Origin of the sequence: Alteromonas sp. P256, assembly GCF_036864455.1 — a bacterium.
Classification (GTDB): domain Bacteria; phylum Pseudomonadota; class Gammaproteobacteria; order Enterobacterales; family Alteromonadaceae; genus Alteromonas.
This window is the reverse complement of record NZ_JAZETM010000001.1, coordinates 437,743-463,928: the sequence shown is the minus strand read 5'-3', so window position 1 is coordinate 463,928 and position 26,186 is coordinate 437,743. Positions and strand designations below refer to the sequence as shown.

The window sequence follows — 26,186 nt, the reverse complement described above, 5'->3', positions numbered from 1 at the left end:
ACAAATGAAAAACATCAAGAGTGCAGAAAGGGAAAAATGTACAGTTGGTCATAGGGCTCTATTGCCTTGCAAATTCATATGCACCATTGTTATAAAAGTAGAATATCTCTATAGTTCGAAGAAATTTTCTGTGTTTGTAAATACGTGCTTGGTGTTTAAGAGCTGGGCAATTGGATTTATGAGCTTTCGGCTAGTCTGCTTATAAGTACTTTGCGAGTTCAATATACGTCACTTTATTTATTCCAAACGCATTCTGGTTCCCCGATTATATGAAAATATTGCACACGTCCGACTGGCATTTAGGGCAAAGTTTTTTTACAAAAAGCCGAAAAAATGAACATGACGCATTTCTCAAATGGCTGCTCAACGAAGTTGAAAAACATGCAATAGACGCAATTATTGTGGCGGGTGATGTGTTTGATACCGGCACACCTCCTAGCTATGCCAGAGAGCTTTATCATGCGTTTATCGGTGCATTGCAAGGCACACAATGTACCTTGATAGTGCTTGGCGGAAATCATGACTCGGTTTCAGTACTTAACGAGAGTAAATCACTGCTTAGGTACCTCAATAGCCACGTTATTGCTAGCACATTTGGTAACAGCAGCGAGCAGGTTATAGCTTTGAATGATAGAGCGGGCAATGTAGGCGCAATACTGTGTGCAGTTCCGTTCATTCGCCCTAAAGATGTTGTAACAAGTGCGGCAGGGCAAAGTGCGGTAGATAAGCGCCACGCGTTAGGTGAGGCAATAAAGCAGCATTACGCAACGCTATATCAGCAAGCCGTCGCGCTTCGAAATTCGATTGCAGTTGAATCGGAGCAACAGGCCGAGACCATTCCCATTGTTGCAACCGGCCATTTAACAGCGCTGGGTGTGAGTCAGTCTGAAAGCGTGCGCGATATCTACATTGGCACGTTAGAAGGGTTTGATGCGAGTGGCTTTCCCCCGGCCGATTACATTGCCCTTGGGCATATCCATAGGCCACAAAAAGTGGCTAAAACCGAGCATATTCGCTATTCCGGCTCGCCAATACCCTTAAGCTTTGATGAGCTGAATACGCAAAAGCAGGTTGTTATTGTTGAGTTTTCATCAGGCCAAACCGCTATCACGCCGATCCCCGTTCCGCGCTTTCAAACCATGGAAGTGATCAAGGGAGATTTGGCGAGTATTGAATTAGCAATTAATAGCAGCTGCGCCATTGCTGATGCCACAGAGCTTTCGCCTGTGTGGCTGTGTATTGAAGTTGAAACTCAAGATTACCTTACGGATTTGCAACAGCGTATACAGGCTTTGTTAGAAGGGAAAAACGCCGAAATATTGCAACTCAAGCGTGTGAGAAAAAGTGCCACTAAAAGCTTAAGTGAAACAAAAAACAGGCAATTGAGCGAACTGTCGGTAAAAGAGGTATTTGAGGCGCGGTTGGCCCTCGAAGATTTTGACAGCCTTGAGCCAGATGAAAGCACACCCACTCACGCATCATCAACAAACCGTAAAGCGCGCATAACACAATTGTTTTCAGAGGCAGTAGAGCGAGTTCACGCTAACGACGAGGATAATGACGCACCTGCTACTAAGAGCAAAGCAGATAAGGAGCAGGCGCAGTGAAAATATTAACCCTGCGACTTAAAAACCTAAACGCATTAAAGGGCGAGTGGAAGATAGATTTTACCCAATCGCCCTTTGTTGATAATGGTTTATTTGCTATTACTGGGCCAACGGGGGCTGGTAAAACCACATTGCTCGATGCCATTTGTCTAGCGCTTTACCATCAAACTCCGCGTTTGGGCACCATATCTTCTACCTCCAACGATATTATGACCCGCGGCACGGCAGAGTGTTTAGCAGAGGTAGAGTTTGATATTAAAGGCAAAGCCTACCGTGCTTTTTGGAGTATGCGCAGGGCGAGAGGAAAAGTCGATGGCAATTTGCAAAGTGCCGATGTTGAATTGGCTGAAGTAGACACTGGTAAAGTATTAGCAACTCAAGTGCGTCCTAAAAGTGATGAGATAGAGCGATTAACCGGGCTTAACTTTGCTCGTTTTACAAAGTCGATGATGTTATCGCAAGGCGATTTTGCAGCGTTTTTAAATGCCAATGAAAACGACCGAGCCGAGCTATTAGAAGAGCTCACGGGAACGGAAGTTTACGGTCATATTTCCCAAGCGGTACACGCGCAGTTTTCTGAAGCTAAGCAAACAAAGAAAGAGTATGCGTTGCGCCTTGAAGGTGTAACGCTACTTAATGATTCTCAGCACAAAGCGCTTACCGATGAATTAGATCAGATCAAACAGCAGGTAGCCGATTTAACCGCGCAATTAATTACGCTAAACCAGCAAAAGCAATGGCAAGATGCCCTTGAAGAAAATGTGAATGCGTTAAACGAGGCTCAGCATTTGAAAGCCGCTGCGCTGAAAGCGCAAGAAGAGGCAAAAGAAAAGACCGATAAGCTTACTCACAGCGAGCCAGCAGAAGCATTGCGCACACCACATCAACGATGTGTGTCGCTGCAACAGGATATGGCTTCCTATCAAACGCAATTAAGTGAAAAGCAACAACAACTTCCTCAAGCGCAATCAAATTCACAGGAGGCGCAAAAAGCACTCGATAGTGCAGAGCAAGCGCTCAGAGAGAAAAAAGATAAAAGCGCACAGTTAGAACATCGCATCAGCAACCATGTATTGCCCATCGACGCCAAAATAGCGCAAGTCTCAGAGTTGTTAGTATCGACAAACAGCAGTATTACTGCGTTAACGGCGTCTATTATCGAACATCAGCAGAAAAAAGCGTCCTTAGAAGGAGAGTTTGCGGAAAAGGAAAGCCTGCAAAATGCACTGAGAACCTATCTTTTAGAAAATAAGACAGTCGGCGATATGGCTGAGCACATAAGCGGTTGGAATGAAACCGCGCAGACTATTACGTCAGAAAAAGAACTGCTTGTTCAGTTAATAGCTAAACAGGAAAATAACGCACTACAACACGATGAGCTTTCAAAACAGGCTAAAAAGCAGGCTGATTACATTGAAGTGCTGAATAAAGAAAACCGTGTGCTGAAGGAAAGGGTTGAGCACTGCCAGCAAGGGTTAAATGCAATGTCGGAAAAGGGCAGCAAAGCGCAGTTAAACCGTGAAGTGTCGGTAAAGCTTAAACACTGGGACAGCATGCTTCAGTGTCAGTATTTACAAAAGCAACATGATGAACTTTCTCAAAACTACAATACGCTTATTGCTCAAGAAGCAGAACTAAATAGCACTAAAGAAGCGCAGCAGGCTGCACGCAAAAACTTGGTGGCGCAATATCAAGATACGAAGGGCCGATTGAAAGACGTAGAGCAGTTAATATCGCTGAATAATGAAGTGGCTCACTTGCGCGCCCAGCTTGAAAACGGCGAGCCTTGCCCAGTTTGCGGGGCAAGAGATCACAACGAAGAGTCAGTCACTATTGATGTGCCCGAAACGGTACAAAAGCGTGATGCACTTAAGCAGCTGTTAGACACTATTGAACAAGATGGAGCAAAAGCGAGAGATGCATTAGCCAATACTGAGCTCGCCATAGTGCAAGCCACAAAACAAAAAGAAGCAATTTCTGAGAGGGTAAAAAACGCAAAACAGGAGTGGCACAAGCAGCAAGGTGTTGTAAGTTCAGCAATAGATTCTGCTTTTAGTGCAATTACAATAGAAGACAAAGACGCTTTTTTGGCCTTTGATGCAACCTATAAACAGCGTATTGAATGGTTACAGCAACAGGTAAAGAACATAGAGCACGCAGAAAAAGAGTTTGCAGACGCGCAGCATGTTTACAACCAAGCAATGGCGACGGTGTCGCAAGCGAAAAATGATTGTGAGCTTTTAAATCAGCAGCAAAGTATGGTTGCTAAAACAGCGAATGAGCTTGGCGAAGAAATCAAGCATAAGCAATCTGTATTAGTGACAAAAGAGCAAAAGCTAGCTGCCGCAATTAATGAGCTTGGTCATTCAATGCCAGAGCAAGATAGCCTCTCTACTTGGCTAGGTGAGCAAACAAATGCACTAACAATTTTTAAAGAAAAACAGCAAGAGTTAGAGCGACTCACGCCAAGTATTGATGCGTTTAAGGAAGACGTTGCCGCCATAACGCGCGCCATTGAAGGGTTTCAAGAACGGCTGAGTGAAACAAAAGAAAAGGCAAAGCAGCAGGGAGACGAACTGGCCTCGCTTAGGGCGAAAAGACAAGAGGTCTTCCCAGAGGAAGATATTGACACCGTGCGCAATAGCGTTGCCACCCAAATTACTCAGCTGGAACAACAGTTAGTCGCCTCAAGAGCCAAGCAAGAGAGTGCCAATAGTGCCGTATCTCGATTAGATGCGACAATTGAACAGCTTAGTGAACAGCTAGGTAAAAAGCAGCAGCAATACCAGGAGGCCGATAGCGACTTTAAGGCGCTATTAGCCAAAAGCCCGTTTGAAAACGAAGCAGCATTTACCCGTGCTCTACTTGATGAAAATGAGCGAGAACAATTGGTAGGGCTTAAAGAATCGATATCTCATCAACAGCAGCACGCAGATTTGTTGTTATCAAATGCTCAAGCGCAAGCCGACAAGCTTAACGCCAACGACAATGCACAGCAGTGGCACCTATACCTTAAACAACACAGCGCGCAGCAAGTATTAAGCGACATTGAAGCTACAGCAGAGCGCAAAGATTTGCTCTTGTCTGCACAAGGACAAATAGCGCAGCAGCTCAATGATAACGAGAAAGCGCAAAATAAGCAGCGCCAGCTAATTGCAGAAATGTCGACGTTTGATGTTTATTACGACGATATTACGTATTTGCATTCCTTAATCGGCTCAGCGAGTGGTGACAAGTTTAGGCGCTTTGCACAAGGACTTACTTTGGATAACTTGGTGGTGCTGGCTAATCAGCAGCTTGATAAGCTGCACGGGCGGTATCAGTTAATTCGCAAAGAAAATGAAGGCTTAGGGCTTAGCGTGGTTGATACTTGGCAAGGCGATGCGTTAAGAGATACAAAAACTCTATCCGGGGGCGAAAGCTTTTTAGTGAGTTTAGCGTTGGCACTATCTCTATCTGATTTGGTGAGTTTTAAAACCAGTATCGACTCACTTTTTTTAGACGAGGGATTTGGAACCTTAGATGCAGAAACGTTGGATGTCGCCTTAGATGCTCTTGATAATTTAAATGCTAGCGGAAAGATGATAGGTGTTATTAGCCACATAGAGGCTATGAAAGAGCGCATTCCTACTCAGTTAAAGGTAATAAAGCGAAACGGCGTAGGTTTGAGTGCATTGGAAAAGCAGTATTCAATACCTTCTACCTTAGTATAGTTTTTAGAAAGTTTCGCTGTTTTTTTAGTCTAAAAGGCTATTAGAGCGAATAGTGGCAGTCATTTTGCGCTACACTAGACGATATAGAAGTAATTTGAATTTTGGTTTGAAATAAGGACATTTTGCTAGGAAAACAGCAGCTAGGGTAAGCAAACCACCTATTGTCAAAAAATATCGGCAGAATAGATATGTACTTAGAGACAGATATCATAAAGCGCAACAATGTGCGCGTTTTTGGTAACGGCGAAGTTACCCTACTGCTCGCTCATGGTTTTGGTTGCGATCAGCGCATGTGGGACCATCTAATCCCTTATCTTGAAAACGACTACAAAATCGTTTCGTTTGATTATGTTGGGTGTGGACAGTCAGATCTTAGTGCATTCGATAAAAAAAGATACTCCAAGCTGAGTGGTTATGCGAAAGACGTTGAAGAAATCTGTGATGCGCTTGAGCTAAGCAATATTATTTTTATAGGCCATTCAGTGAGTGGCACTATTGGCATGCACGCGGCAATCGAACGCCCAGGCTTAATTAACAAGCTGATCATGGTTTGTCCTTCTCCATGTTTCTTAAATATACCGCCCGATTACATGGGTGGGTTTGAAAAAGAAGACTTAGAAGAGCTCATCAATTTAATGGATAAAAACTATCTTGGGTGGGCCAATTATTTTGCCCCTATTGTAATGGGCAGAAGTAACGACAATGCTTTTACCCAAGAGCTAGAAAACAGCTTTTGTTCTACCGATCCCAGCTTCGCTAAACCCTTTGCTAAAGCCACATTTTTTGCTGACGATAGGTACCTTTTGCCAAAGCTCGGCACGCCAACACTGATACTTCAAAGCCAAGATGACAGCCTTGCATCTGTTGAAGTTGGCCGCTACATGAATAAAGCAATAGAGCACTCTGAACTCATCGTTTTAGAAGCCAAAGGGCACTGCCTGCACATGACAACACCAGAGCAGGTGGCTTGTGCTATCGGGGAGTTCTTGGGTTGAACCAAGTAGAGTTTGATCATTTCCCTTGCCTGCTGTTAGTGAGTCATATTGAGACCACCCATTTGCTCACTTGCAATACTTATGCAGAGAGTTTTCTGGGGTTACAGAGCATTGAAGGCTCGTTTGGCATCAATGACATGCTGTCTAAAGCATCACTGATTTTTTACGAGAGCTACTTAAAGCCTATTTTGTTAAGTAATGGGATGTGTAAAGAGGTTCAACTTACGCTTTTGACTCATACTGGCGAGCGTGTTCCTGCTGTGGCCCATATTACGTTGAAAGATGCGGCGCTTTACTGGGCTATTTACCCTGCTCAAGAGCGAGACAAGCTATACCAAGAGCTTGTTTCTGCTCGCGAGAATTTGGAAGCAAAAACCGAGGAGCTCACTCGACTAACTCGGCTAGACCCGCTCACATCATTATTAAACCGTCGTGCACTAACCGCCGACCTTAATAAAATAATCACGCTCATAAAACGCAAGTACGTACCTTTATGCTTAGTACTCATCGATATCGACTTTTTTAAACCTATAAATGATAATTTCGGTCACGAGTATGGCGATGAGGTTTTAATAAAACTTGCCGCCGCACTAAAAGGCGTTGTACGAGAAAGTGATTTAGTCGCGCGATGGGGTGGCGAAGAGTTTTTATTAGTTCTTTATAATGCCAACGTTGACGATGCGTTTTTTTATTGCGATAGAATTCATGAGGCCGTTCAAGACATTGACCTACCTGATAATAAACATCTTACGGTAAGCATTGGCATAGCCCATGTGAAGCAAGAGGATATCAGCGACAGTGAGGTTATTTCTAAAAATATTCACGTTGCAGACAGCGCGCTTTACATCGCTAAAAAAAGCGGTAGAAATCAAACTCAATTACTTAGGTAGTGTTGGCGCTGTATGCCGATACTTTTGCACATAGTAAAGACAGTCGCTATGGAGGTAGTTAAAGCAAAGCGAGTGTATAAAATCCTTGGCCAATGTCGTAGCAGCGTAAATTTTACATACGCTGGTTTATTTCCCTGCGCTTGATATTGCTGAAAAGCAGCCATTTTTAGCTGGTTTGATGTTTGCATATCTCTTGATGATAACTACAGGAGAGCAAGTATGCAGCAGGCCCTCATAACCCTTTTATTTGCATCAATTTTTGTATTGATAGGAAATACACTGTGCAAAACAGTTCCTTTTTTGCGCAACTTTACAATACCCGGTGCAGTAATTGGTGGCGTGATTGCCCTGTCCATAGGGCCCCAAGTTGTCTCTTCAAATAGATACCCTTCAGCTATGGACTTAACGTATCTCTACCCTAACCTTGGCGACTTCCCTGGTTTGTTTATTAATGTTGTGTTCGCTTGCATGATGTTAGGGCGCTATTTCGACTCTCCCACCTCAATATGGCGAAGGGCAAAACCGCAGGTGGTTATGGGCCACATTTTTGCTTGGGGGCAATACGTTGTCGGATTGGCGCTGGTACTTTTTGTTCTGGCCCCAATTTTTAATATAAGTGATTTAGCGGGAGTCACCATTGCCATTGGGTTTCAAGGAGGGCATGGTACCGCCGCTGGCTTGGGCGAAAATTTTGCTGCACTGGGGTTTGAGCAGGGCGAAGCGTTTGCGATGGCAGTCGCAACGGTTGGTATCTTGTCTGGCGTTATTTTGGGGCCGCTGCTTGTGAATGTAATACTGCGTCGTCACACAATATCAGATAATACACGTCAAGATAGCAGCGACAATAAAGTACAGAAGACCGCGCCAGACAGTAAAAGCAACAACCAAAATTCTAGCCCATTAACTGGAAAATTAACTGTGCACCTTGGCGTTATCGGTATTGTACTGCTATGTGCATGGGGAAGCCTTAAAGGTATTCAGCTTGCCGAGTACGCTATTCGTGGCGATAGCAAGGAACAATATTTTTCTGATTTTATTCCTCTTTTTTCTGTCGTGCTGGTTACCGGCATGGTTGTACAAGCGTTACTGCAATATCTATCTTGGGATAGATATTTCGAACGAAAGGTATTTGCAAGAATATCTGCCTATGCACTTGATATGGTAATTTTTTCTGCACTTGCGACTTTGTCACTCGACATTGTTTCAACACACTGGAAATCCCTATTGGCGTTATGTATTACTGGGCTAAGCTGGAATTTACTCGTTTTTTTTGTGCTTGGACGCTACGTTTATAAACAGCCATGGTACGCTTATGGTGTAGGAGATTTGGGTGGCGGGACGGCAACTACAGCGTCTGGTATTCTTTTAATAAAAATGATCGATCCAAATAAAAAAACAGATGCAATGAGCGCCTACGCTGACAAGCAACCCTTTTACGAACCCATTATGGGCGGAGGGTTGGTAACCGCATTTGCGCTGCCCATTCTAGCTAGCGTAGGCATTCAGACAAGTCTTTTAATTACAACGACGATACTAACCGTTTGGCTAGCTTTTGCATGGCATATAGGCCACAATCGAGAGGCTGTGTAAACAATATACTATGGAGACAGTAATGACATGTGAATGGAGAATATCTGACGTAGGCGCGTTAGTTAAACAATGGTGTGTTGGTGCAGTATTATTGGTAATAATGGCAATTACAGGCTGCAGTGATAGTGAGGTAGGCGATGTTTCACTTGGTGTATTTACCACTAAAGATATTAAAATTGATGCACTCGTTGACCCTATCGTGACAGGAGTAACATGCCACATATCAAGTATAGAAGCAGACCTGGATTTCTCAGACCCTTCAGATAGTGCAATTGCATGTAGGCAAACCGGGCCGATAACAGCTCAAATGCTAGCGAACATTGATAAATCGCCCTCTGGTGACGTTATTTTTAGAAAATCGAAAAGTATTTTCTTTAAAAACATGAAGCTTCGCCGCATTTACGACGAAGAATCACAAACGCTGATGTACTTGTCGTACAGTACGAAAGAAACATCGGGCAGCTACAAACATAGCTTATCTACGGTACCACTTTGGGAAACCGCGGCTTTTAATAATTAATCGAGTGCTGCAAAAAAGCCTGTGATGAAAGCTCACTTTTAAAAAGCGCACGATAAAAACGTTTCTTTATTGTGCGCTATCATAACCAATGTCAATAAGTTCGATCTTGGTTTTAAATCTCTTTAGAACATGCGTGTGTAAACCAGCGTAGCGCTCAATGCAGTGTCGTCATCGGTGAGTGGACTGTCGGTTATGCTGCTATCAAAAAATGTAGCGCCAACGTCAACTCGGGTCATGCCGCCTAAAAACTTACCCGTAGACACTGCGACTCTTACTTCGGTATTTGTCGCGCTGCTGCCTTCATACAAACCTCTAAATGCAGTGACTTCTTCAGGACGCACGCCGTAGTAATAATCTACATAGTTACTGTCTTGAAAGCTAAGACCAATAGAGGGCTCAATCAAAAAGCCATTTACTCTAAATTGTTTACCTATTCGTGCGGTGGCTTGAAAACCATCGTATTTACCTAGCATATCGGCATTGGTGGATAAGGAGTATGTCCAGCTTTGCGTGTTGTAATTTGCACTTATTCCAGCGGCAAAACTAAAGTCTCTATCGTCCATTCCTTCAAAGATAAAGCTGTCGGATTCCTCGTAACCGGCGAACACGGGAACCAATTGTGCATCGACTGAGAAGCCCTCTTTTTGAAATACCTGGTAGCTAACAAAAGGCCCATACACCCTGAGTTTTTCGCCGGCATAACCAATAATAGGAATAGGAATAATTCGGTTATCGAAGCCCGCGTAGACATCTTGCGATGCGTTAACGCCAAAGCCATACATCCAGCCTTGAGGTTGTTGTGGAGCTTGGGCGTACGTAAACGTAGACGCTGTTAGTGCTGACAGCAAGCCACCTAGTATTAAACTTGTTTGTATTTTCAATTTCGAGCCTCCTTTTTAATAGCAATTTATTTGACCGTTTAAATCACAGTTTGAACAGAACTTAAAATAAAACTTCAAACAAGAATACATTCAAAGGGTCATAATTGATCAGCACAATGCGTGAGTGAGTGTAACCAAGTGTTGCTGGTGTCCTAAGGCTACGCCCTAGCAGGCGGGTTTATAGAAAAGAAATGGTGATGAGTAGTAAAAACCACGTTAGTTGATGATAGCGCTTGTGATAGAGTGGAGGGATATGAAGCAAAGTAATATGAAGTAAATTGACGAGAAAATGGTGAAGTACGAATACATTATTGGCATCGACGGCGGTGGTTCACACTGTCGGGCTGTGTTGCAAAATAGCAATGGAAAGCTAGTTGGAGAGGGAGTCTCTGGGGCATCAAATATAATGAGCGATCCCTATCTGGCACTGCAATCAATCGTGAGTGCCTGCAAAGCAGCAATAGCCGATGCCAACCTGTCGCTTTCTCTGTCTGAACTGGTGGTAATGGCGGGGCTTGCTGGCGCCAACATTCCTAAAGCAAAGACCTATTTTCTGTCATTGCCAATGCCGTTTAAACGCATTCACGTAATGAGCGATTTGCATGCCGCCTGCTTTGGTGCCCATGAAGGTGCAAATGGTGGCCTAATTATCTGCGGCACTGGCTCTGCAGCTACGTGTCATCGCGATGGCACATTTAAAGATATTGGTGGTTATGGACTTAGTTTAGGCGACAATGGCAGCGCAGCGTGGCTTGGTCTTCAGGCAGTCAAAAATACCTTACTTACGATGGATGGTGTTCATCAAGAAAGCACACTTGCAAAGCGAGTGGTTGAGCAACTCCAAGCACGCACAGCTAGCGATGTTGTTACCATTACCTCCTCTTACAAGCCCAGTCATTATGGAGAGCTGGCACCCCTTGTTACAGCATGTCATGAAGCAGGCTGCGAAACAGCTACCGAGATTATTCGCGAAGGCGCACGCTACATTCACTCCATCATAAACACGCTGAACGAGTACTATCGAAACTTTTATAAAACAGCTGGCGATTCATCAGTAATGCCAGTGTGTGTGGTGGGTGGACTTGCGCAAACTTATATTCCGTTATTGCCTAATGATATACAGCAATCGTTATGCGCGCCAAAAACAAACGCTCAGCGCGGTGCGATAGGATACTTTTCTCAAGTGGATAGCGCGAACGATAGAGTGAAAGAAGGCGTAAAGTAAAAACATTCTTAAAGGAATAGGGTCGATAGTAACTGGACTGATAGTAACAAGGCCGATAGAGACGGGTTTCTATAGGAAAAGGGTTTTGTGTACAATAGTGTGAAGGGTAGACGTGGTTTAAATAAATAAGGTGGCTTGCGCCACCTTATTTTGTATATAACGTTTAAAACGATAATTTACGCTATTTCTTTGTGCGACAAGAACTCGTCGTAGTTACCATCAAAGTGGTTAAGCTCTTGATCTTTTATTTCAATAATTTGAGTAGCTAGTGAAGAAACGAACTCTCTGTCGTGGCTAACAAAAATAACCGTGCCATCAAATTTGTAAATAGCATTGTTAAGCGCTTCGATAGACTCCATATCCATGTGGTTGGTAGGCTCATCTAGCACAAGTACGTTGATATCTTGAAGCATTAGCTTGCCAAACAATAGACGGTTTTTCTCACCACCTGAACACACCTGCACTTTTTTATTAAAGTCGTCAGAGGTAAACAGCAAGCGTCCCAGCATGCCTTTTATTTGAAGGTCGTCATGCTTTGGACTGCGCCACTGGCTCATCCAGTCAAACAACGTCATATCTTTTGCGAAGTATTTGGCGTTGTCTTGTGGAATGTAACCTATCGCTGCGTTTTCCGCCCACTTAATGTTACCCATTGTAGGCTCTAAATCGTCCACTAAGGTTTTAAGTAGCGTTGTTTTACCTGCACCGTTTTCACCGATAATCGCCAGTCGCTGACCTGCTTCAAGCAACAAGTTAACGTTGCTGAAAAGCGGAAGGTCGGGATAGCTGTGACCAAGCTCTTCAAGGGTTATGGCTAAGCGATGCAGTTTTTTGTGTTGCTTGTACACAATGTAAGGCTTACGGCGACTCGACGCTTTCACTTCAGATAATTCAATTTTTTCTAAACGGCGAGCTCGAGAAGTTGCCTGCTTTGCTTTTGACGCGTTAGCAGAGAATCGCGCAACAAAGCCCTGAAGTTCTTCAATTTCAGCAGATTTCTTCGCATTTTCGTTGTGCAGTTGCTCTTGCACTAACATTGCAGCCTGAACGTAATCGTCGTAATTTCCTGGGTAAGTACGAAGTTCACCGTAGTCAATATCCGACATATGAGTACACACAGAGTTTAAGAAGTGTCTATCATGGGAAATAATGATCATGGTAGATTTACGCTTGTTTAGCTCTTCTGCTAACCAGCTTATGGTGTAAATATCCAAGTTATTGGTTGGCTCATCAAGTAGCAAAATATCAGGTTCTGCAAACAATGCTTGAGCAAGAAGAACACGGACTTTTTTGCCTGGTGCAATTTCTTTCATTAGGCCAAAGTGGTAGCTTTCATCAATACCGGCAGAGCTTAATATATCGCCCGCTCGGGCTTCAGCTGTGTAACCGTCCATTTCGGCAAACTGGGTTTCAAGATCGGCAACACGCATACCGTCTGCTTCGCTCATATCAGGCTTGCTGTAAATGGCGTCGCGTTCTTGCTTTACTTCCCATAACTCACGGTCGCCCATGATAACGGTGTCAACTGCGCTAAATTCTTCAAATGCAAATTGGTTCTGACTTAAAATACCGAGTTTAGTACCCGGTGCCATAGAGACATTGCCAGAAGTTGGTGTAAGTTCACCGCTCAAAATTTTCATGAAGGTAGACTTGCCGCATCCGTTTGCACCAATTAGGCCGTAACGGTTGCCGTTGCCAAATTTGGCAGAAATGTTTTCAAACAGTGGCTTAGAGCCAAACTGCATCGTAATATTAGCGGTGGTTATCAAAACAGGTATCCAGGGGAGTAAATCAGAAGATAAAGCTGGGCGCGTTTTTACGCCGAGGCAGCTTGCATTGCGCGCGCACTATAAGGAAATAAGGGCAATATGTCGAGGAAATTTTGAGCTATTGCCCTTATCTTCACACAAATGTCTTAATTCATGCCCCTATTCCTTAGCACTAAAAACTAGCCCCCTTCAAGAGCGCACAGTCACTCATTCGATTAGTGGGCTTGCTCCTAATGCATTAAAAGGAACAGTGCACCAGACTGAGTTGTGCGCTAAAGAGAACAGCACTCTAAGCAGAGAGCCGATGCGCTAAAGAGAACAGCACTCTAAGCAGACAGTCGGTGGCTTCCAAATGCTGTTTGGTTGATAGGTGAGCCATTCATTGCCGCTACAAGCGCTAACTTAATACGCTCGTTTGCTTGAGGTGAGCTTGAGGATGGGGCTGGAGCTGGGGTGTTTATTTTGTTTACCTGTTCGATAGATGGTTATGATGAACCAAAGGATATGGCGTTTTACGCCAATGCGAAAATTGAAAGAATGAATCGCAGCGATAGTAAAAACAAAGTGACTTGAAAAGCGGAATAAAAAAAGCAATGTGCAAAAAAGACGTCCCTGTCAACACACTTACACACAAACACATTTACCGGTAGGCAGAATTACATAGAAAGGCCGTGAGACTTGTACCACTTTCCTTTGTAAAGTCTTTCTATGACAGCCTGCTTTTCCCAGCTAAATAAATATATCCAGTCGTTATCAATAAGCTCTTGCAACATGGTGTGTTTATTCACAATGTCGAGAATTTTGTGATTTGGAGCAACAATATAAACACCCAGTCGTTGAGGTTGGTGAACCCAGCGTTCGCCGTTGTGTAGCGACTGCTTTGAAAGACCTATTCGCAAATCACCGGAATTGCCTTCAAACACACCAATATTGTTGCCAACGGCGTTGTGAAGCACCTTGTTTCCACTGCCCAATTTTTCGTTGTCTGTTACCGAGGCGTTGTACTGCGCGTTGATCCAGTGGGTAACAATCATTGGCGCTGTCATCAACGTTTCTAGCACGGAAGAGTCTAGATCGGTTTGCCAGGTATAGTCGTGTAGAAAGCTTTTGCCTTCTAAGTCGACGCCGCGAGTACGCTGGCGAGGACCGATAATAAACGACGCGTTTCCTGCAAGACCCCATTCAGGCTGAACTTGAGACCAGTCTTTTGCACGGTGCTGAAAGCGCTGGTCGCGTTTCTTGTCCGATTCAAACTGTAAATTGTTACTGTAGTGTTTAGCCCGTTCCTTTTGCGCCTGATGCTTGGCTTTTAATAACCAGTTTTTTACTTTCTCTGGTACAGACGTATCAAAACACTCCACGTCATCAGTAGTCGTATTATGCAGTGCGGGAATAAAGCGCGTATTGCCTGCTATTTTGTGTCCCATTGTTTTAAGTGCTTTGCGGACATCCTCATCATTGAGTAATTGTGCCAGCACGCGCACATTAACCTCGCCAGATTGACCGCCGCAGGCGCCGCAATCAAGACCAGCGGCATGCAGATTATTTCTAGATTTGCTGCCATGACCTACTAACAACACAGTGGGAGAGAACTTATTCATTCCCATCATTTTTAGTGCACCTGCAGCCAAGGCCACTTTGTCATCTAGGCCAATAGGGCCGTTTTCATTTTTAATTTCCCAATTGCGCTCATGACTTAATGTGTTCATTGGGTTTTCTTTGCTTGATGGAAGCCAAGAGTTTTTCAAAAGTTTAAAGGCATACCACCACCCCGCAGACTCCACCATAGAAAAGCTGCCAAGTGGCGACTTGCTCCACTTGTGCCACGTAGAACGCTGCTGAATAAATTCGGTGCGATGAGATTCAGTACCAGTTTCCGATACTAAAAGCTGCGGAGCGAGAAGCCCTGGTAGTTGAGGACGTTTTGAATCTGTATTCGCAGGCGCATAGGCTACTGGCATACCAAAAAAGCCTGCAAACCCCATGGTTTTCACTGAAGGACTTTGCAGTTCTAAAACACGGCGTATAACTTCAGAGCGCACATCAATGCAAAAGATAGCCTGCACTTCTGCGTGGGTTTGCTCAACCGGCTTACAGCCAATCAATTTAGTCTGTAACCGCTGTTGCTGCTCATACTCGTAGGCATACATCATTACCCACAGGCTTTGTTCTTCTCGTTTAAACTGCTCTATTCTTGTCGGGAGTTGATTTAATATGTAAGACCATCTTGTTCTTACCTGATTAGCCTCTACAGCATGGTGTTTTTCATAATACCGATACACAATGAGCTCCCAGGCAAGACGAATAGCGAGTAAACCTTGCAGTTCGTTTTCGTCTTTGAGCCAAGTGCGATAAGCGATATAAGAAGACCACCCGTTAATACTCATAATGAGCGCGTAAAAATAGTCTTGCGCTTTGCTGTTATCTAGCGCCAGTGTTTTACTCGCTTCAAGTAGAAGAGCATCGACACTTGTTGGCAGGGTTTCAAATACTTTCTTAAGTCCTCGGGTATTCATCAGTACGTTAATGCCGGCGTCGTGCTTTAACCCATTAAGCCAACTCTTATACAGTGAGTCGGCGGCAGAGTTGCCTTCAACGTGAACCAGCGGTGATTCGTGTTGATAATACGCCGCGCAAAACTGACTGATTTGAAATAAGCACTCATCTTGCCAGGTCATTTCACTTGCCGAGCGATAGCTGTCGAAGTGCGTCGTAATAAGTGGAAGCTCTAACTTCTTGGTGGTATCGCCCAGCGTAGACAAAAACGTCGCGCTATCTAATGTAATACCGTACTGAATTAAACTGTGAGAAATTGCATTGTCTGAGATCTCTCCCTCTTTATACAAATCTAACCAGTGAGACGCTGGCATGACAGTTGATATACCGGCAAGGGCATGTACTTTTGCCGACACGTCTTGCTGTGTGCTGTTTATCAGTTTCCAATAGGGATTTACCGCAATTAATTTATCAAGAGGAAAGTTTGGCGCTACTCCTTCGCAAGCTTGTGCTGCCGCTTTGTGAATGCGCTTTTCGTCAAGGCTAGAAGCGTTAAGTGAGATAACGGTCATTATTGACTCCCAATTTTAGACACTGATGCTGCATGACTAGGTCGCGACTGTTTCTCACGCAGCGTTATTGGATATAGTTTTAATGTGACTTTGGTAAACCATTCATCGAGGTAAAACCCTGCAAACAAGAGCTGTTTAAAACGCTTTACTGCAATATGATTAGCAAATGTTTGCATAACACAGTGCAGCGCAAATAGCGTAATTAACAGTGCTGATACCCATATGTCCATTAGCGAAAACATGCCAATTGGGGCCGGAAAAGCGGGCACAATATAGCTTTGAATTACGCCTTTTATTGTTGCGTAAAAGCTTACAAGAGCAATGGTAATAGCCACTAAGATATACATTTGTGTTTGGTCTGAATTAGCGGTTCGCATAGCAAGAAACGCGGTGAATGCCAGCGCCATGAGAAGCCAAGGGCTTGCGGGCCCTTGATAGCTAGAAAGTGTAAAGCTAGCAGCAATGACAAGAGAGGTAATAAATGCAGCGTTAAGCCAATCGGCGAAAAGGGGGGCGCGATGGGCGCTAATGTCGTGCTCTAAGGTCTCATAAACCGCCGAGCCTGTATTTAAAAACGCATAGGCCTTATAAAACGAGTGAGCAACCAAGTGGATTAGTGCAAGTGAATACAATCCCATGGCGCATTCAATGAGCATTAACCCCATTTGTGATGACGTTGACCAAGCAAGTCGTACTTTAATCGTGACGCGGGTTGTCATGATCAATGCACTGAAAAATACACTTAACCCTGCTACAACTAAAAGCATCCACTGCGCCTCACTACTTGCAGCAACAAGGGGAGCAAAGGCCAATAACAGGTAACCACCTAAGTTTATAACACCTGCATGAAGTAGCGCACTCACTGGAGTAGGCGCTTCAACGATATTAATGAGCCATCCATGCGCCGGAAGTTGAGCACATTTTAACAGCGCAGCTGCACTTATTAGACAAGCGGCATACGTGGCTAATTGAGTGCTAGTGAAACCAGTTTGTGTTTGACTGAGCTGATCTGGTTGATTAACGAGATACAAAATTTCATCGATATACAAGGTGTCGAATGCTAAAAACAGCAATACAAAGGCGCCAGCCATTAAACACTCTGAGGTGCGAGCCAAAATAAACTTTTTGTGTGCCGCGATAATGGCGCGTGGGCGCTCGGGATAAAGTAGCAATAGGTTGTGCAAAGAAAGACTGACCGCTAGCCATCCAGCCCAAAAAATAACGAGGTGGTTGGCCAAAATGGTAATAACCACAGACGATAAAGTGAGCTGCATCCAGCGCAGGAAACTGGGGTAACAGGCTTCACCCACTAAGTAATTGCGAGAGAATCGCATAAGGATGGTGCCTATTGCTACAACCGTTAGCATAACAATGGCTTTCATCGGGGAAATAGAGACTAACATGACACCCACTGCAGCTGTCCCCTCATCAGTAAGCATGCTACTAGAAAGGCCAGTAACTAAAGACACGATGAGCAGTGTGATACTTCCCACAATAGCCACTTTCTCAATATTGACAGTCGAGAACATTGTGGCCTTTTTACTGGTAAACCAAGACAGTATGGCCCAGAACAGTGGCAGCAAAATTAGCAAAAATGCGCTGGTTTGCGGTGACATGTTTTACTCCTTATTTGTTTTAAGCAGTAAAGCACGGTCAGTTTCATTTAAAAAATAGATATATATTTAAAAATCGTTCGTATTTTTAACTTTGTTAATTTTTTGTTTTTAGTAAAGTATTGAAATATATATTAAATATTAGTTTTTATTGTTGATTTGTTCTGTTTAATGAATGGTTTTGTTTAATAATTTGAATTTTATTTTATATTCATTGAGGGCGATCATTACGCTAACAGAATTTTTGTATAACGAAGCATGCAACCTACAACCCCTATCCTCCATTTTCCCAACGACTTAGCACAGGCAACCGCTTTTATTAAAGCAGGTGAGTGCGTAGCTATTAAAACCGAGACGGTATACGGCCTTGCTGCTGATGCATCGAACGAAGATGCGGTGAAAGCCATTTTTAAAGCCAAAGCGCGGCCAGCCACAAACCCGCTTATTGTTCACATTGCCAGTATTGCTGATATGAAAAAGTGGGCAAGGGATATTCCATCGCGGGCTTATTTATTAGCTGAAAAATATTGGCCGGGTCCGTTATCCCTATTGCTAAAAAAGCAGCCATGGGTAAGCGATACCGTCACCGGGGGGCAAGATACTGTGGTGCTGAGAATGCCAGCGAGTAATGATTTCTTATCGCTTATAAAAGCAGCGGGTGTTGGGCTTGCTGCTCCCTCTGCCAACAAATACAAGTTTATAAGCCCAACTTGCGCAGCCCACGTGCTTACGTCTTTACATGGACGAATTGCTGCAGTGGTAGATGGAGGAAGGGCGGAAGTGGGTATTGAGTCGACCATTGTTGATGTAACGGAAGAGACGCCTTGCATATTGAGGCCTGGGCCTATAGGTCGCGACAGTCTAGCCCGTGATTTACACACTGATATCACCTTCAAAAACAATGAAGGCCTTACTGTACCTGGCAGTGTCTTACAGCATTATCAGCCGAATACGCCTGTGAAGATGCTTACCCAAAATGTGCTATCGCAAAAGCGATTTACTAAAAGCGAAGGCTTAATATCGCTTTCACCCTATATTTGGCCTTTAGAAAAAGGAAAACACATTCAACTTTCTTCAACACCCAAGGAGTACGGACGAGATTTTTACGATGCATTGCATCAGTTGGACAAACAGGGGCTGAGTTGTATTTACATTGAAGCTTTACCTAATACCGATTCGTGGTTTGCATTAAATAATCGGCTAAGCAGAGTAGTAGCTCTAGGCTAGCTTTTCGTTTGTTCAATCAGTTGCTGAACATGTGGCGAAACCCGTTTTTTCGACAGGGTAACAGCATAAAAATGTTCATAGGCATCGGGCAGGCTTTGTTGAATGTGCAAAAGACCATTGGCAATTTCATCGCGAACTACCACTTCAGGCATAATTGAAAAGGCGCCGCTATCTCGTGCTAGCAATCGAAGCATCGCCATGTCGTTGGTTTCTGCCTTTATCTTGGGTGTGTATTGAAATTTGGCACAAGCAATACTAAACGAAGAACGAATTTCGCTGTTTTGGGAAGGAAGAACCCAGGTTACATCGCTATAGCTATTGGGAAATTTACGGGTTCGCTGAGGCTTAGTAGGCCCAATAATCTCAATGGCTTGTCGCGAAACTAATTCGCTGTGCCAAATAGCGCTTTGCTGGCCCAATTCAACATTGTGATTGGTGAGTATAATGTCGAATTTAAAGCTAGAAAGCCCATCAAGCAAGTTTTCTAGGCTATCCGTTTGCAAAGAGAAAGTAGCAAATTTATCGTTTATAAGCGGAAGCGTAAAACTCTCTACAAAGTTTCGAGACAAGTTAGATAACACGCCAATTGAAACGTGCCTATGTTGAGTGGGTAGCCCCTTATTGATCAAACTCTCTAGTTCTTCGCCTTTTGAAAATATGTCGTCGGCGTAGGCAAGTACCTGCTTACCCTCTGGCGTTAGAATAAGTGAACGACCCTTGCGGGTGAGAAGCTCTATACCTAAGTGCTGTTGAAACTGTTTAAGCTGGGCCGATATAGCCGATTGTGAAAGGTGAATTTCGTTGGCTACCTGAGTTAGATTACCTGTATTCGCGACGCGCCAAAAATAATACAAATGATGATAATTCATTCTCGACACGAGGTTATCTCCGTAGCTCTTATAAGCCTATGATTTAGCTTTAAATTTAGCGGTTAACGTTGCTTATTCTACCGCAAAAAATGAGACAGTGCAGTATTCTGTTGTTTCGATTCCTCGTTAACCCCCTTAAAAATATAACATAGTGCGTTTATCAAATTGCTTAAAAAGCGCTTTGACGAAGAAGGCATCGTCATTCCATTTCCTATTGCTGCAATTAATCTTCAACAATAGCATCAGCAAGGCCAGAAATAAAAACAGCAACAAGACCAAAGGTAAAAACAGCAATAGGAGTAAGCCAATAGCCATAGTGAATAAGGTTGTTAGTGTTATCTATTTCTTGTTAAAAAGTAATCGGCACTCACGTATTTTCCGCCGCCGTAAATAAGTAGCACGAGTAACATAACAAAATAGGTGGCGGCGAATTCAATGCCATTATTTAACACCACAATATTGCCACTGGAAGTTAGCCAGTCGTAATTGCCGTGGGTTTGAAGAAGTGATTTGGCAGCAGCAAGTTTTTCAGGAGCGTCCATAATGCGCTCGTTTAACAAAATCGTACCATCAGCCAGCCACGAAGAGGGATCAGAGATAGCTAGCCAGCCGTTTTTTCCATGCACGGTTACCATGGCCACCAGCATGGTTATTAGCAAAGGGATACTAACTAGTCGGGTAAATAAGCCGAACAAAAGAAAAATACCTCCAACCAGTTCAGCTGCTGTAGCTAGTAGCGCAAGCACAAATGGAAAGGGTAGCCCCAAACCGTAATCTTCATTTCCGAACCAGTCTACTATTCCTGAAAAACTGCTGGCTTTATTCCAACCTGCCTGAATCATAACTGGCGCTAGATAAAGCCTTATTAATAATAATGCTACCCCATCGAAATGGTGTAAACCCTTAACAGTATTGTCGTATTTTGAAATGAGCACGGCGATAAACCTTAAATGTGAATTTTTAAATAAGAACGCCAAACGAGCAAAAAAATTTCGTGCAAAAAAATTTCACGTCATACACTTTCATGTTTTGTGGAAAGCTCATTTTAAAGAAGGAGAATTACCTAAAATCACACTGCAAAAGCTGGAAGTTCTATTGCTGTCGAAATAGAGTGCTATCGCATAACGTTCTTTTCCGCTGCGTTTCAAAGTACGAAATTACACTACGGAATTCGCTTTTGAATTTCGCTACATCAACACCTTTGTTAATCTCAAAAATTTCATATTTACCGTCAATTTCTAAGCATTTGTCTACACATTCGTTAAATTCTTCCCAATATGTCTCATTTCTTTTGCATACGTATTCAGCGCTCTTTTAGGGGCTAAACGCTAGTAAGCAAGTATCCCTTCCAATAGCATGTGTGAAAAATAAACATTTTGTTAACACGAAATGCACTTCTTTAACAAAAAGGTGAAATGATGAATTTCAGGTTTATAACGGCAGTTACACTAGTTTTTATATGCGCTCAGGTTATGTGCACACGGGCTAATGCTAGCCTCATTACCAATGGCGATTTTCAAACATGCAGCTTCGATGGGTGGAGTTTAGACACAGACGCGTTCGGTGAACCCGCCAATACCAGTGACTTCTCGATAATAAACAACGCAGGTCAATGCTCTGCGCAGGTTAGTGTAGAGAATTCGTTGTCCGTCAACTTTAACAACTCATTGATTACCCAACTCGATTTATCAGATGTTGCCAATGGTGTGTCGTTAGATTTAAGTTTTGATTGGATATTCAGTGGGTTCGACTTACAAACAGACATCGAATCTGATTTGTTCTCAGTGGTGCTAAACGATGGGATTAATATCGAAACACTATTTTCTGTATTCGAAAACGGCAGCGGCACATTTACCACGCAAATTGACAATAGTTACGATGGCTTTTTTCTTGAATTTGTATTGGAGCCTGGCTTCAATGGTGAATCATTTGCCTCAACGTTCATCATTGATAATGTCTCCTTGTCTGCAGAAGTAGATGTGCCAGCGCCTCACACTTCGTTATTAATGGCAATGGGACTAGCCATTATTGGCATTCGTCGTAAGCATCAGGATAAAAGGGGAGCATTGTAATGAACAAGTTATCAATGATGTGCCTACCTTTACTGGCCCTTACAGGCGCTCCATCGTTTGCAGATTGGCAGCAAACAGAAGCCGCTGATACAAGTTACCTTAAACGTCCTATGCTCGATCGTATTAATCGACAATACGTCACTACAGTTACGGTTGAAAATACGGGTGATTCGATATTACTAGGCCCTTTACGTATCATGGTGAATGCTAGCAGCCATGCGTTGATGAATGCCAGTGGAGAAGAAGACGGCGTACCTTACTTAACGCTAGATAATGAGCAACTGTCACCTGGAGAACGCGCTACTGTAAACGCTAGATTGGAACTGCGTCGAGCCCGCCTTTCTTTAGACCTTTCGGTGCAGGGGTTTGTTGAAGACAGCGGTGGCACGGGCCTAACACTTGCCGAAAATCAGATTGCTATATTTTATGGCCGCGACGATGGTCAATACGACGGATGGGGCTTACACCTTTGGAATGGCCAAGCATGTGGCAATTACGCTGAGCCTACTACACAAAGTTCTCATTTTAATAATTGGAATGATCCCTATCCTGCTGACGGAGTTCATCCCGATTATGGGGCGTATTACATAATGTCAGTTGAGCCTGGAGCTGACTGCTATAACTTTATTTTACATAAAGGAAATGAAAAACCGCTAGGCGACGCTGATAGTCAATTTGAACCTGAATTTGGTAACCAAGCGTTCACATTTAATGGCTTTCCAGAGCTTTGGTATACTCCCGTAACTAGCCGTCCTCAGTTTCTGGATGGTGCAAGAGCTCACTGGATGGATAGTAATACCTTGCTTTGGCTTACTGAGCACAGCGATGCCGTAAATATATCGCTGTATCATTCGTCTGACGCGAGCCTTGATATAGAGAGCTCGGGTGTGTCGTTATTAAACACCGATGCATTGAGTTCTGCCTCCAGCACTCCTATGTCTTTGGATGCGCCAGAGCTATTTCATTACAACAACAATCCGCACTTAAGTGAGTTTACCGGCTTCTCAATCGATGTAAGCGAAGCGCAAGCTAAGCAGATGCTGACCGGTCAGCTTATTGCCGTAGCTGCCGATGCTGAAGGAAACATTGTTGATTCAACGCGAGTTCAAATTCCAAGAGTTTTAGACTACTTATATACACGCACTAACAATGATGCAAATGAAGCGAAGTTAGGCGTAGACTACAGTAACGAGTCAGTGACCGCTTCAGTATGGGCTCCAACTGCCCAGTCGGTTTCATTAAAGGTATACAACAAAGCAAAAGCGCTACAAAACACCTATCCTATGATACTTGATTCAGAAACAGGTATTTGGCGTCACACGGGTGAAAAGGCAACGTTAGACAGACAATTTTACCGCTATGAACTGTCGGTTTACCACCCACTCACACAAAACATTGAGTTAGTTGAGACAACCGATCCGTATTCAATCTCCCTGTCCACAAATGGCCGCTTTACTCAATTTGTTAACCTTGATGATGCAGACTTGAAACCAGCAGGCTGGGATACACACGTAGTTCCACCAGCGAACGATCCTGAAGATATCATTATTTACGAAAGTCACATTCGCGACTTTAGTATTCTCGATGAGAGTACTAGTGCTGAACATCGCGGTAAATATATGGCATTTACCGAGCTCAATTCTGCTCCAGTTCAACATTTACAGTCGTTACAACGTGCAGGTCTCACCCATTTTCACATGTTGCCGGCGAACGACATAGCAACTATTCGAGAGGATGAACAAGGTCGCGTAGACGTTACCGATACCGTAGGTAAACTGTGTAGTTTGAATGCCCAAGCGCCTGTTTGCGGGGTGGAAAATGACAACGCGATTATTTTAGATGTACTGCAAAGTTACTCACCTAGCACTGCTGAAGCACAAGCATTAGTAGATTCAATGCGTGCCTTTGATGGTTTCAATTGGGGCTACGACCCACATCATTTTGCTGCGCCAGAGGGTAGCTATGCTACCGCTCCAGACGGTGAAAATCGAGTTTTAGAAATGCGCGCAATGAACCAATCGCTTCATGAAATGGGGCTGCGTGTAGTGCTCGACGTGGTGTATAACCACACGGCATCATCGGGGCTTTACGATACATCGGTACTCGATAAAGTAGTACCTGGGTACTACCAGCGCTTAAGTGAAACCACTGGCAGCATAGAGAACTCAACATGTTGTGAAAATACCGCTACTGAACACGTCATGATGGCAAAACTAATGAACGATTCGTTAGTCAGTTTTGCTAAAGAGTTTGGATTCGATTCATTCCGCTTTGATTTAATGGGGCATATACCGAAGCAAGCCATTTTAGATGCTCGTGAAGCGGTTCGCGAAGTAGACTCAGACACCTATTTTTATGGAGAAGGTTGGAATTTTGGTGAAGTAGTTAACAACCGCAGATTTGAGCAGGCGGCCCAGCTTAATATGGCTGGCTCTGAAATAGGTACGTTCTCAGACAGACAGCGAGAGGCAGTGCGAAGTGCAGCGCTGTTTAACGCGGGTGGCAGCCTACACGACCAAGACACCATAAGAATTGGCCTAGTGGGTAATGTAGGTAGTTATCAATTTGTAGCGGCAGATGGAACGTATCTGTCTACCTACGACTATAGTTGGAACGGACAGCCGGCCGGCTACAGTGATGACCCCGCTGATACCGTTAACTATATTTCGAAGCACGACAATGAGGCACTTTGGGATCAGCTTCAATACGGTTTGCCAAGTGATATGGCAATACAAGATCGCGTTCGTATTCAAAACGTTGCGCTTTCTATTCCTATGCTAAGCCAAGGGATCCCATTTCTGCATATGGGCTCTGAACTAATCCGTTCAAAATCCATGGACAGAAACACTTATGATGCTGGTGATTGGTTTAATAGAGTCGATTTCACCAAAACGACAAACAATTGGAATATCGGCTTACCGCTAGCGCAAGATAACGAGGCGAAATGGGGAGAAATTAGCAGCGTGTCAGCTAATACAAACTCGCAGTTTGGCCCGAAAGATATTGAGCTGACTTCGTCACTGTTTAAAGAGTTTTTAAATATTCGAGCGACCAGCAAGTTGTTCAGGCTCACAAGCGCAAACGATATTTCGGAGCGAATTCGTTTTCACAATACGGGGCAGGGGCAAGTACAGGGTTTAATTGTGATGAGTCTTGATGACGGTATAGGTCTTGAGGATTTAGACGCAAACAATGATGCAATTGTGGTACTTTTTAACGGAACACAAAGCTCACAGAGTTTCAGCATAGTCGATGCACTCGGCTTTGAGCTTCATTCCAATCAGCAGGCATCTGCCGATGAACGAGTGCAAAATGCATCGTTTAGCAACGGTAAATTCAGTGTACCAGCGCTTACCACTGCAATATTTGTTAAGCCGCAAAATGGCTCTCAAGGGTACGGACTGTCAGCTTTGCCACCCTATGGTGATAGAGCAGTATTTCTTCGCGGAAGTATGAACAACTGGGACATGTCACTACCACTTGAATATGTGGGGAATGACAAATATCGTCTTACCGTTAATTTGCTTGAAGGCACTTACGAGTTTAAATTAGCCGACGAAAATTTTGATGTGGCAAATATTGGTGGTGGTTTCGCGGTAGGGGCGGGACAGTCGTATACACTAAATAATGGCGGTAATAACCTTACACTGAACATTATTAAAGACGGTGATTATACCTTTGAGTTAGACGCTTCAAACGATGCCAATCCAGTACTCAACATTACTAATGAAGACCCTGATGCAATACCTGCACCCTATGGTGATACGACTATTTATTTACGCGGTATTATGGGCGATTGGGGCACATCTCGCCCAATGACATACGAAGGAGCAGGGGTTTACGCTATAAGTACTTTTGTTAGTGCTGGTACCTACGAATTTAAAGTAGCGGAGGCTAACTGGTCAAACCCGAATTTAGGTAATAATGGTGGCTCAATTAATGTGGGGGAATCTATATCGTTAACGCAAGGCGCTGGTAACGTGCAATTGACGGTTAGTGAATCGCAAACACTACGCTTTAAGATAGACGCGAGCGATACCAGTTCGCCGATTGTTCTAGTGCAAGGACCGGAACAATAGTAGGCTATTTATAAATCTGCTAAAAATACATAATGGGGCGATAAATATCGCCCCATTTTATTTTCAAA

The 26,186-nt window shown here is 43.7% G+C and carries 16 protein-coding genes; 10 read left to right on the top strand and 6 right to left on the bottom strand.

Going from position 1 to position 26,186, the window contains the following annotated elements; translation table 11 throughout:
* The first annotated feature begins 269 nt into the window (after positions 1-269).
* From sbcD to V7R39_RS01995, 6 genes are all read left to right on the top strand, one after another.
* The gene (gene sbcD / locus V7R39_RS02020) at positions 270-1,607 is read left to right on the top strand and encodes an exonuclease subunit SbcD (protein ID WP_334027642.1); all 1,338 of its coding nucleotides are present in this window, start codon (positions 270-272) and stop codon (positions 1,605-1,607) included.
* Complete coding sequence (locus tag V7R39_RS02015) at positions 1,604-5,320, top strand: SbcC/MukB-like Walker B domain-containing protein (protein WP_334027640.1); 3,717 nt, start codon at positions 1,604-1,606, stop codon at positions 5,318-5,320. The genes sbcD and V7R39_RS02015 overlap by 4 nt, the downstream gene beginning before the upstream one ends.
* A gap of 188 nt (positions 5,321-5,508) precedes the next feature.
* On the top strand, positions 5,509-6,315 hold the full coding sequence (locus tag V7R39_RS02010; protein ID WP_334028133.1) for an alpha/beta fold hydrolase: 807 nt from the start codon (positions 5,509-5,511) through the stop codon (positions 6,313-6,315).
* Positions 6,312-7,205: a GGDEF domain-containing protein gene (locus tag V7R39_RS02005; RefSeq protein WP_334027637.1), complete on the top strand. Its 894-nt coding sequence runs from the start codon at positions 6,312-6,314 to the stop codon at positions 7,203-7,205. Before V7R39_RS02010 ends, V7R39_RS02005 begins: the two co-directional genes overlap by 4 nt.
* A 219-nt stretch (positions 7,206-7,424) precedes the next feature.
* Entirely contained in the window at positions 7,425-8,795 is a 1,371-nt protein-coding gene (locus tag V7R39_RS02000) for a sodium/glutamate symporter (protein ID WP_334027635.1), read from the top strand.
* Between the two features lie 100 nt (positions 8,796-8,895).
* The gene (locus V7R39_RS01995; RefSeq protein WP_334028131.1) at positions 8,896-9,315 is read left to right on the top strand and encodes a CreA family protein; all 420 of its coding nucleotides are present in this window, start codon (positions 8,896-8,898) and stop codon (positions 9,313-9,315) included.
* 122 nt (positions 9,316-9,437) lie between these two features.
* Here V7R39_RS01995 and V7R39_RS01990 read toward each other — a convergent pair whose 3' ends face one another.
* Positions 9,438-10,196, bottom strand: a complete 759-nt coding sequence (locus tag V7R39_RS01990; protein WP_334027633.1) for a MipA/OmpV family protein — start codon at positions 10,194-10,196, stop codon at positions 9,438-9,440.
* A gap of 289 nt (positions 10,197-10,485) precedes the next feature.
* Here V7R39_RS01990 and V7R39_RS01985 point away from each other — a divergent pair, with 289 nt between their 5' ends.
* Complete coding sequence (locus V7R39_RS01985) at positions 10,486-11,421, top strand: BadF/BadG/BcrA/BcrD ATPase family protein (protein ID WP_334027631.1); 936 nt, start codon at positions 10,486-10,488, stop codon at positions 11,419-11,421.
* Positions 11,422-11,597: 176 nt separating this feature from the next.
* On the opposite strand, the gene V7R39_RS01980 is transcribed toward V7R39_RS01985, so the two are convergent.
* From V7R39_RS01980 to V7R39_RS01970, 3 genes are all read right to left on the bottom strand, one after another.
* Positions 11,598-13,190 (bottom strand): ABC-F family ATPase, encoded by a 1,593-nt coding sequence (locus tag V7R39_RS01980; RefSeq protein ID WP_032096404.1) that lies wholly within the window; start codon positions 13,188-13,190, stop codon positions 11,598-11,600.
* Between the two features lie 656 nt (positions 13,191-13,846).
* A complete protein-coding gene (locus V7R39_RS01975) occupies positions 13,847-16,258 on the bottom strand; it encodes a YbcC family protein (protein ID WP_334027629.1) in 2,412 nt (803 codons plus the stop codon).
* The gene (locus V7R39_RS01970; RefSeq protein ID WP_334027627.1) at positions 16,258-17,874 is read right to left on the bottom strand and encodes an NADH-quinone oxidoreductase subunit L; all 1,617 of its coding nucleotides are present in this window, start codon (positions 17,872-17,874) and stop codon (positions 16,258-16,260) included. The genes V7R39_RS01975 and V7R39_RS01970 overlap by 1 nt, the downstream gene beginning before the upstream one ends.
* A 255-nt stretch (positions 17,875-18,129) precedes the next feature.
* Here V7R39_RS01970 and V7R39_RS01965 point away from each other — a divergent pair, with 255 nt between their 5' ends.
* Complete coding sequence (locus tag V7R39_RS01965) at positions 18,130-19,098, top strand: L-threonylcarbamoyladenylate synthase (protein ID WP_334027625.1); 969 nt, start codon at positions 18,130-18,132, stop codon at positions 19,096-19,098.
* Here the strand turns inward: V7R39_RS01965 and V7R39_RS01960 are convergent.
* The gene (locus tag V7R39_RS01960; RefSeq protein WP_334028129.1) at positions 19,095-19,967 is read right to left on the bottom strand and encodes a LysR family transcriptional regulator; all 873 of its coding nucleotides are present in this window, start codon (positions 19,965-19,967) and stop codon (positions 19,095-19,097) included. The two genes, V7R39_RS01965 and V7R39_RS01960, sit on opposite strands and share 4 nt — an antisense overlap.
* Before the next feature lie 335 nt (positions 19,968-20,302).
* Positions 20,303-20,896: an HvfX family Cu-binding RiPP maturation protein gene (locus V7R39_RS01955; protein ID WP_334028127.1), complete on the bottom strand. Its 594-nt coding sequence runs from the start codon at positions 20,894-20,896 to the stop codon at positions 20,303-20,305.
* A 543-nt stretch (positions 20,897-21,439) separates the two neighbouring features.
* Here V7R39_RS01955 and V7R39_RS01950 point away from each other — a divergent pair.
* The gene (locus tag V7R39_RS01950; RefSeq protein ID WP_334027623.1) at positions 21,440-22,039 is read left to right on the top strand and encodes a hypothetical protein; all 600 of its coding nucleotides are present in this window, start codon (positions 21,440-21,442) and stop codon (positions 22,037-22,039) included.
* Positions 22,039-26,118, top strand: coding sequence for a pullulanase-type alpha-1,6-glucosidase (pulA, locus tag V7R39_RS01945; protein WP_334027620.1), 4,080 nt, complete (start codon positions 22,039-22,041; stop codon positions 26,116-26,118). The genes V7R39_RS01950 and pulA overlap by 1 nt, the downstream gene beginning before the upstream one ends.
* Positions 26,119-26,186: the final 68 nt, after the last annotated feature.

Bases quoted from the DNA above. Each gene is read 5' to 3' on its own strand.
- pulA (WP_334027620.1), top strand. From the start codon at position 22,039: ATGAACAAGTTATCAATGATGTGCCTACCTTTACTGGCCCTTACAGGC.
- V7R39_RS01960 (WP_334028129.1), bottom strand. From the start codon at position 19,967: ATGAATTATCATCATTTGTATTATTTTTGGCGCGTCGCGAATACAGGT.
- sbcD (WP_334027642.1), top strand. From the start codon at position 270: ATGAAAATATTGCACACGTCCGACTGGCATTTAGGGCAAAGTTTTTTT.
- V7R39_RS01950 (WP_334027623.1), top strand. From the start codon at position 21,440: ATGTGCACACGGGCTAATGCTAGCCTCATTACCAATGGCGATTTTCAA.
- V7R39_RS02010 (WP_334028133.1), top strand. From the start codon at position 5,509: ATGTACTTAGAGACAGATATCATAAAGCGCAACAATGTGCGCGTTTTT.
- V7R39_RS01975 (WP_334027629.1), bottom strand. From the start codon at position 16,258: ATGACCGTTATCTCACTTAACGCTTCTAGCCTTGACGAAAAGCGCATT.
- V7R39_RS01970 (WP_334027627.1), bottom strand. From the start codon at position 17,874: ATGTCACCGCAAACCAGCGCATTTTTGCTAATTTTGCTGCCACTGTTC.
- V7R39_RS02000 (WP_334027635.1), top strand. From the start codon at position 7,425: ATGCAGCAGGCCCTCATAACCCTTTTATTTGCATCAATTTTTGTATTG.
- V7R39_RS01965 (WP_334027625.1), top strand. From the start codon at position 18,130: ATGCAACCTACAACCCCTATCCTCCATTTTCCCAACGACTTAGCACAG.
- V7R39_RS01985 (WP_334027631.1), top strand. From the start codon at position 10,486: ATGGTGAAGTACGAATACATTATTGGCATCGACGGCGGTGGTTCACAC.
- V7R39_RS01995 (WP_334028131.1), top strand. From the start codon at position 8,896: ATGGCAATTACAGGCTGCAGTGATAGTGAGGTAGGCGATGTTTCACTT.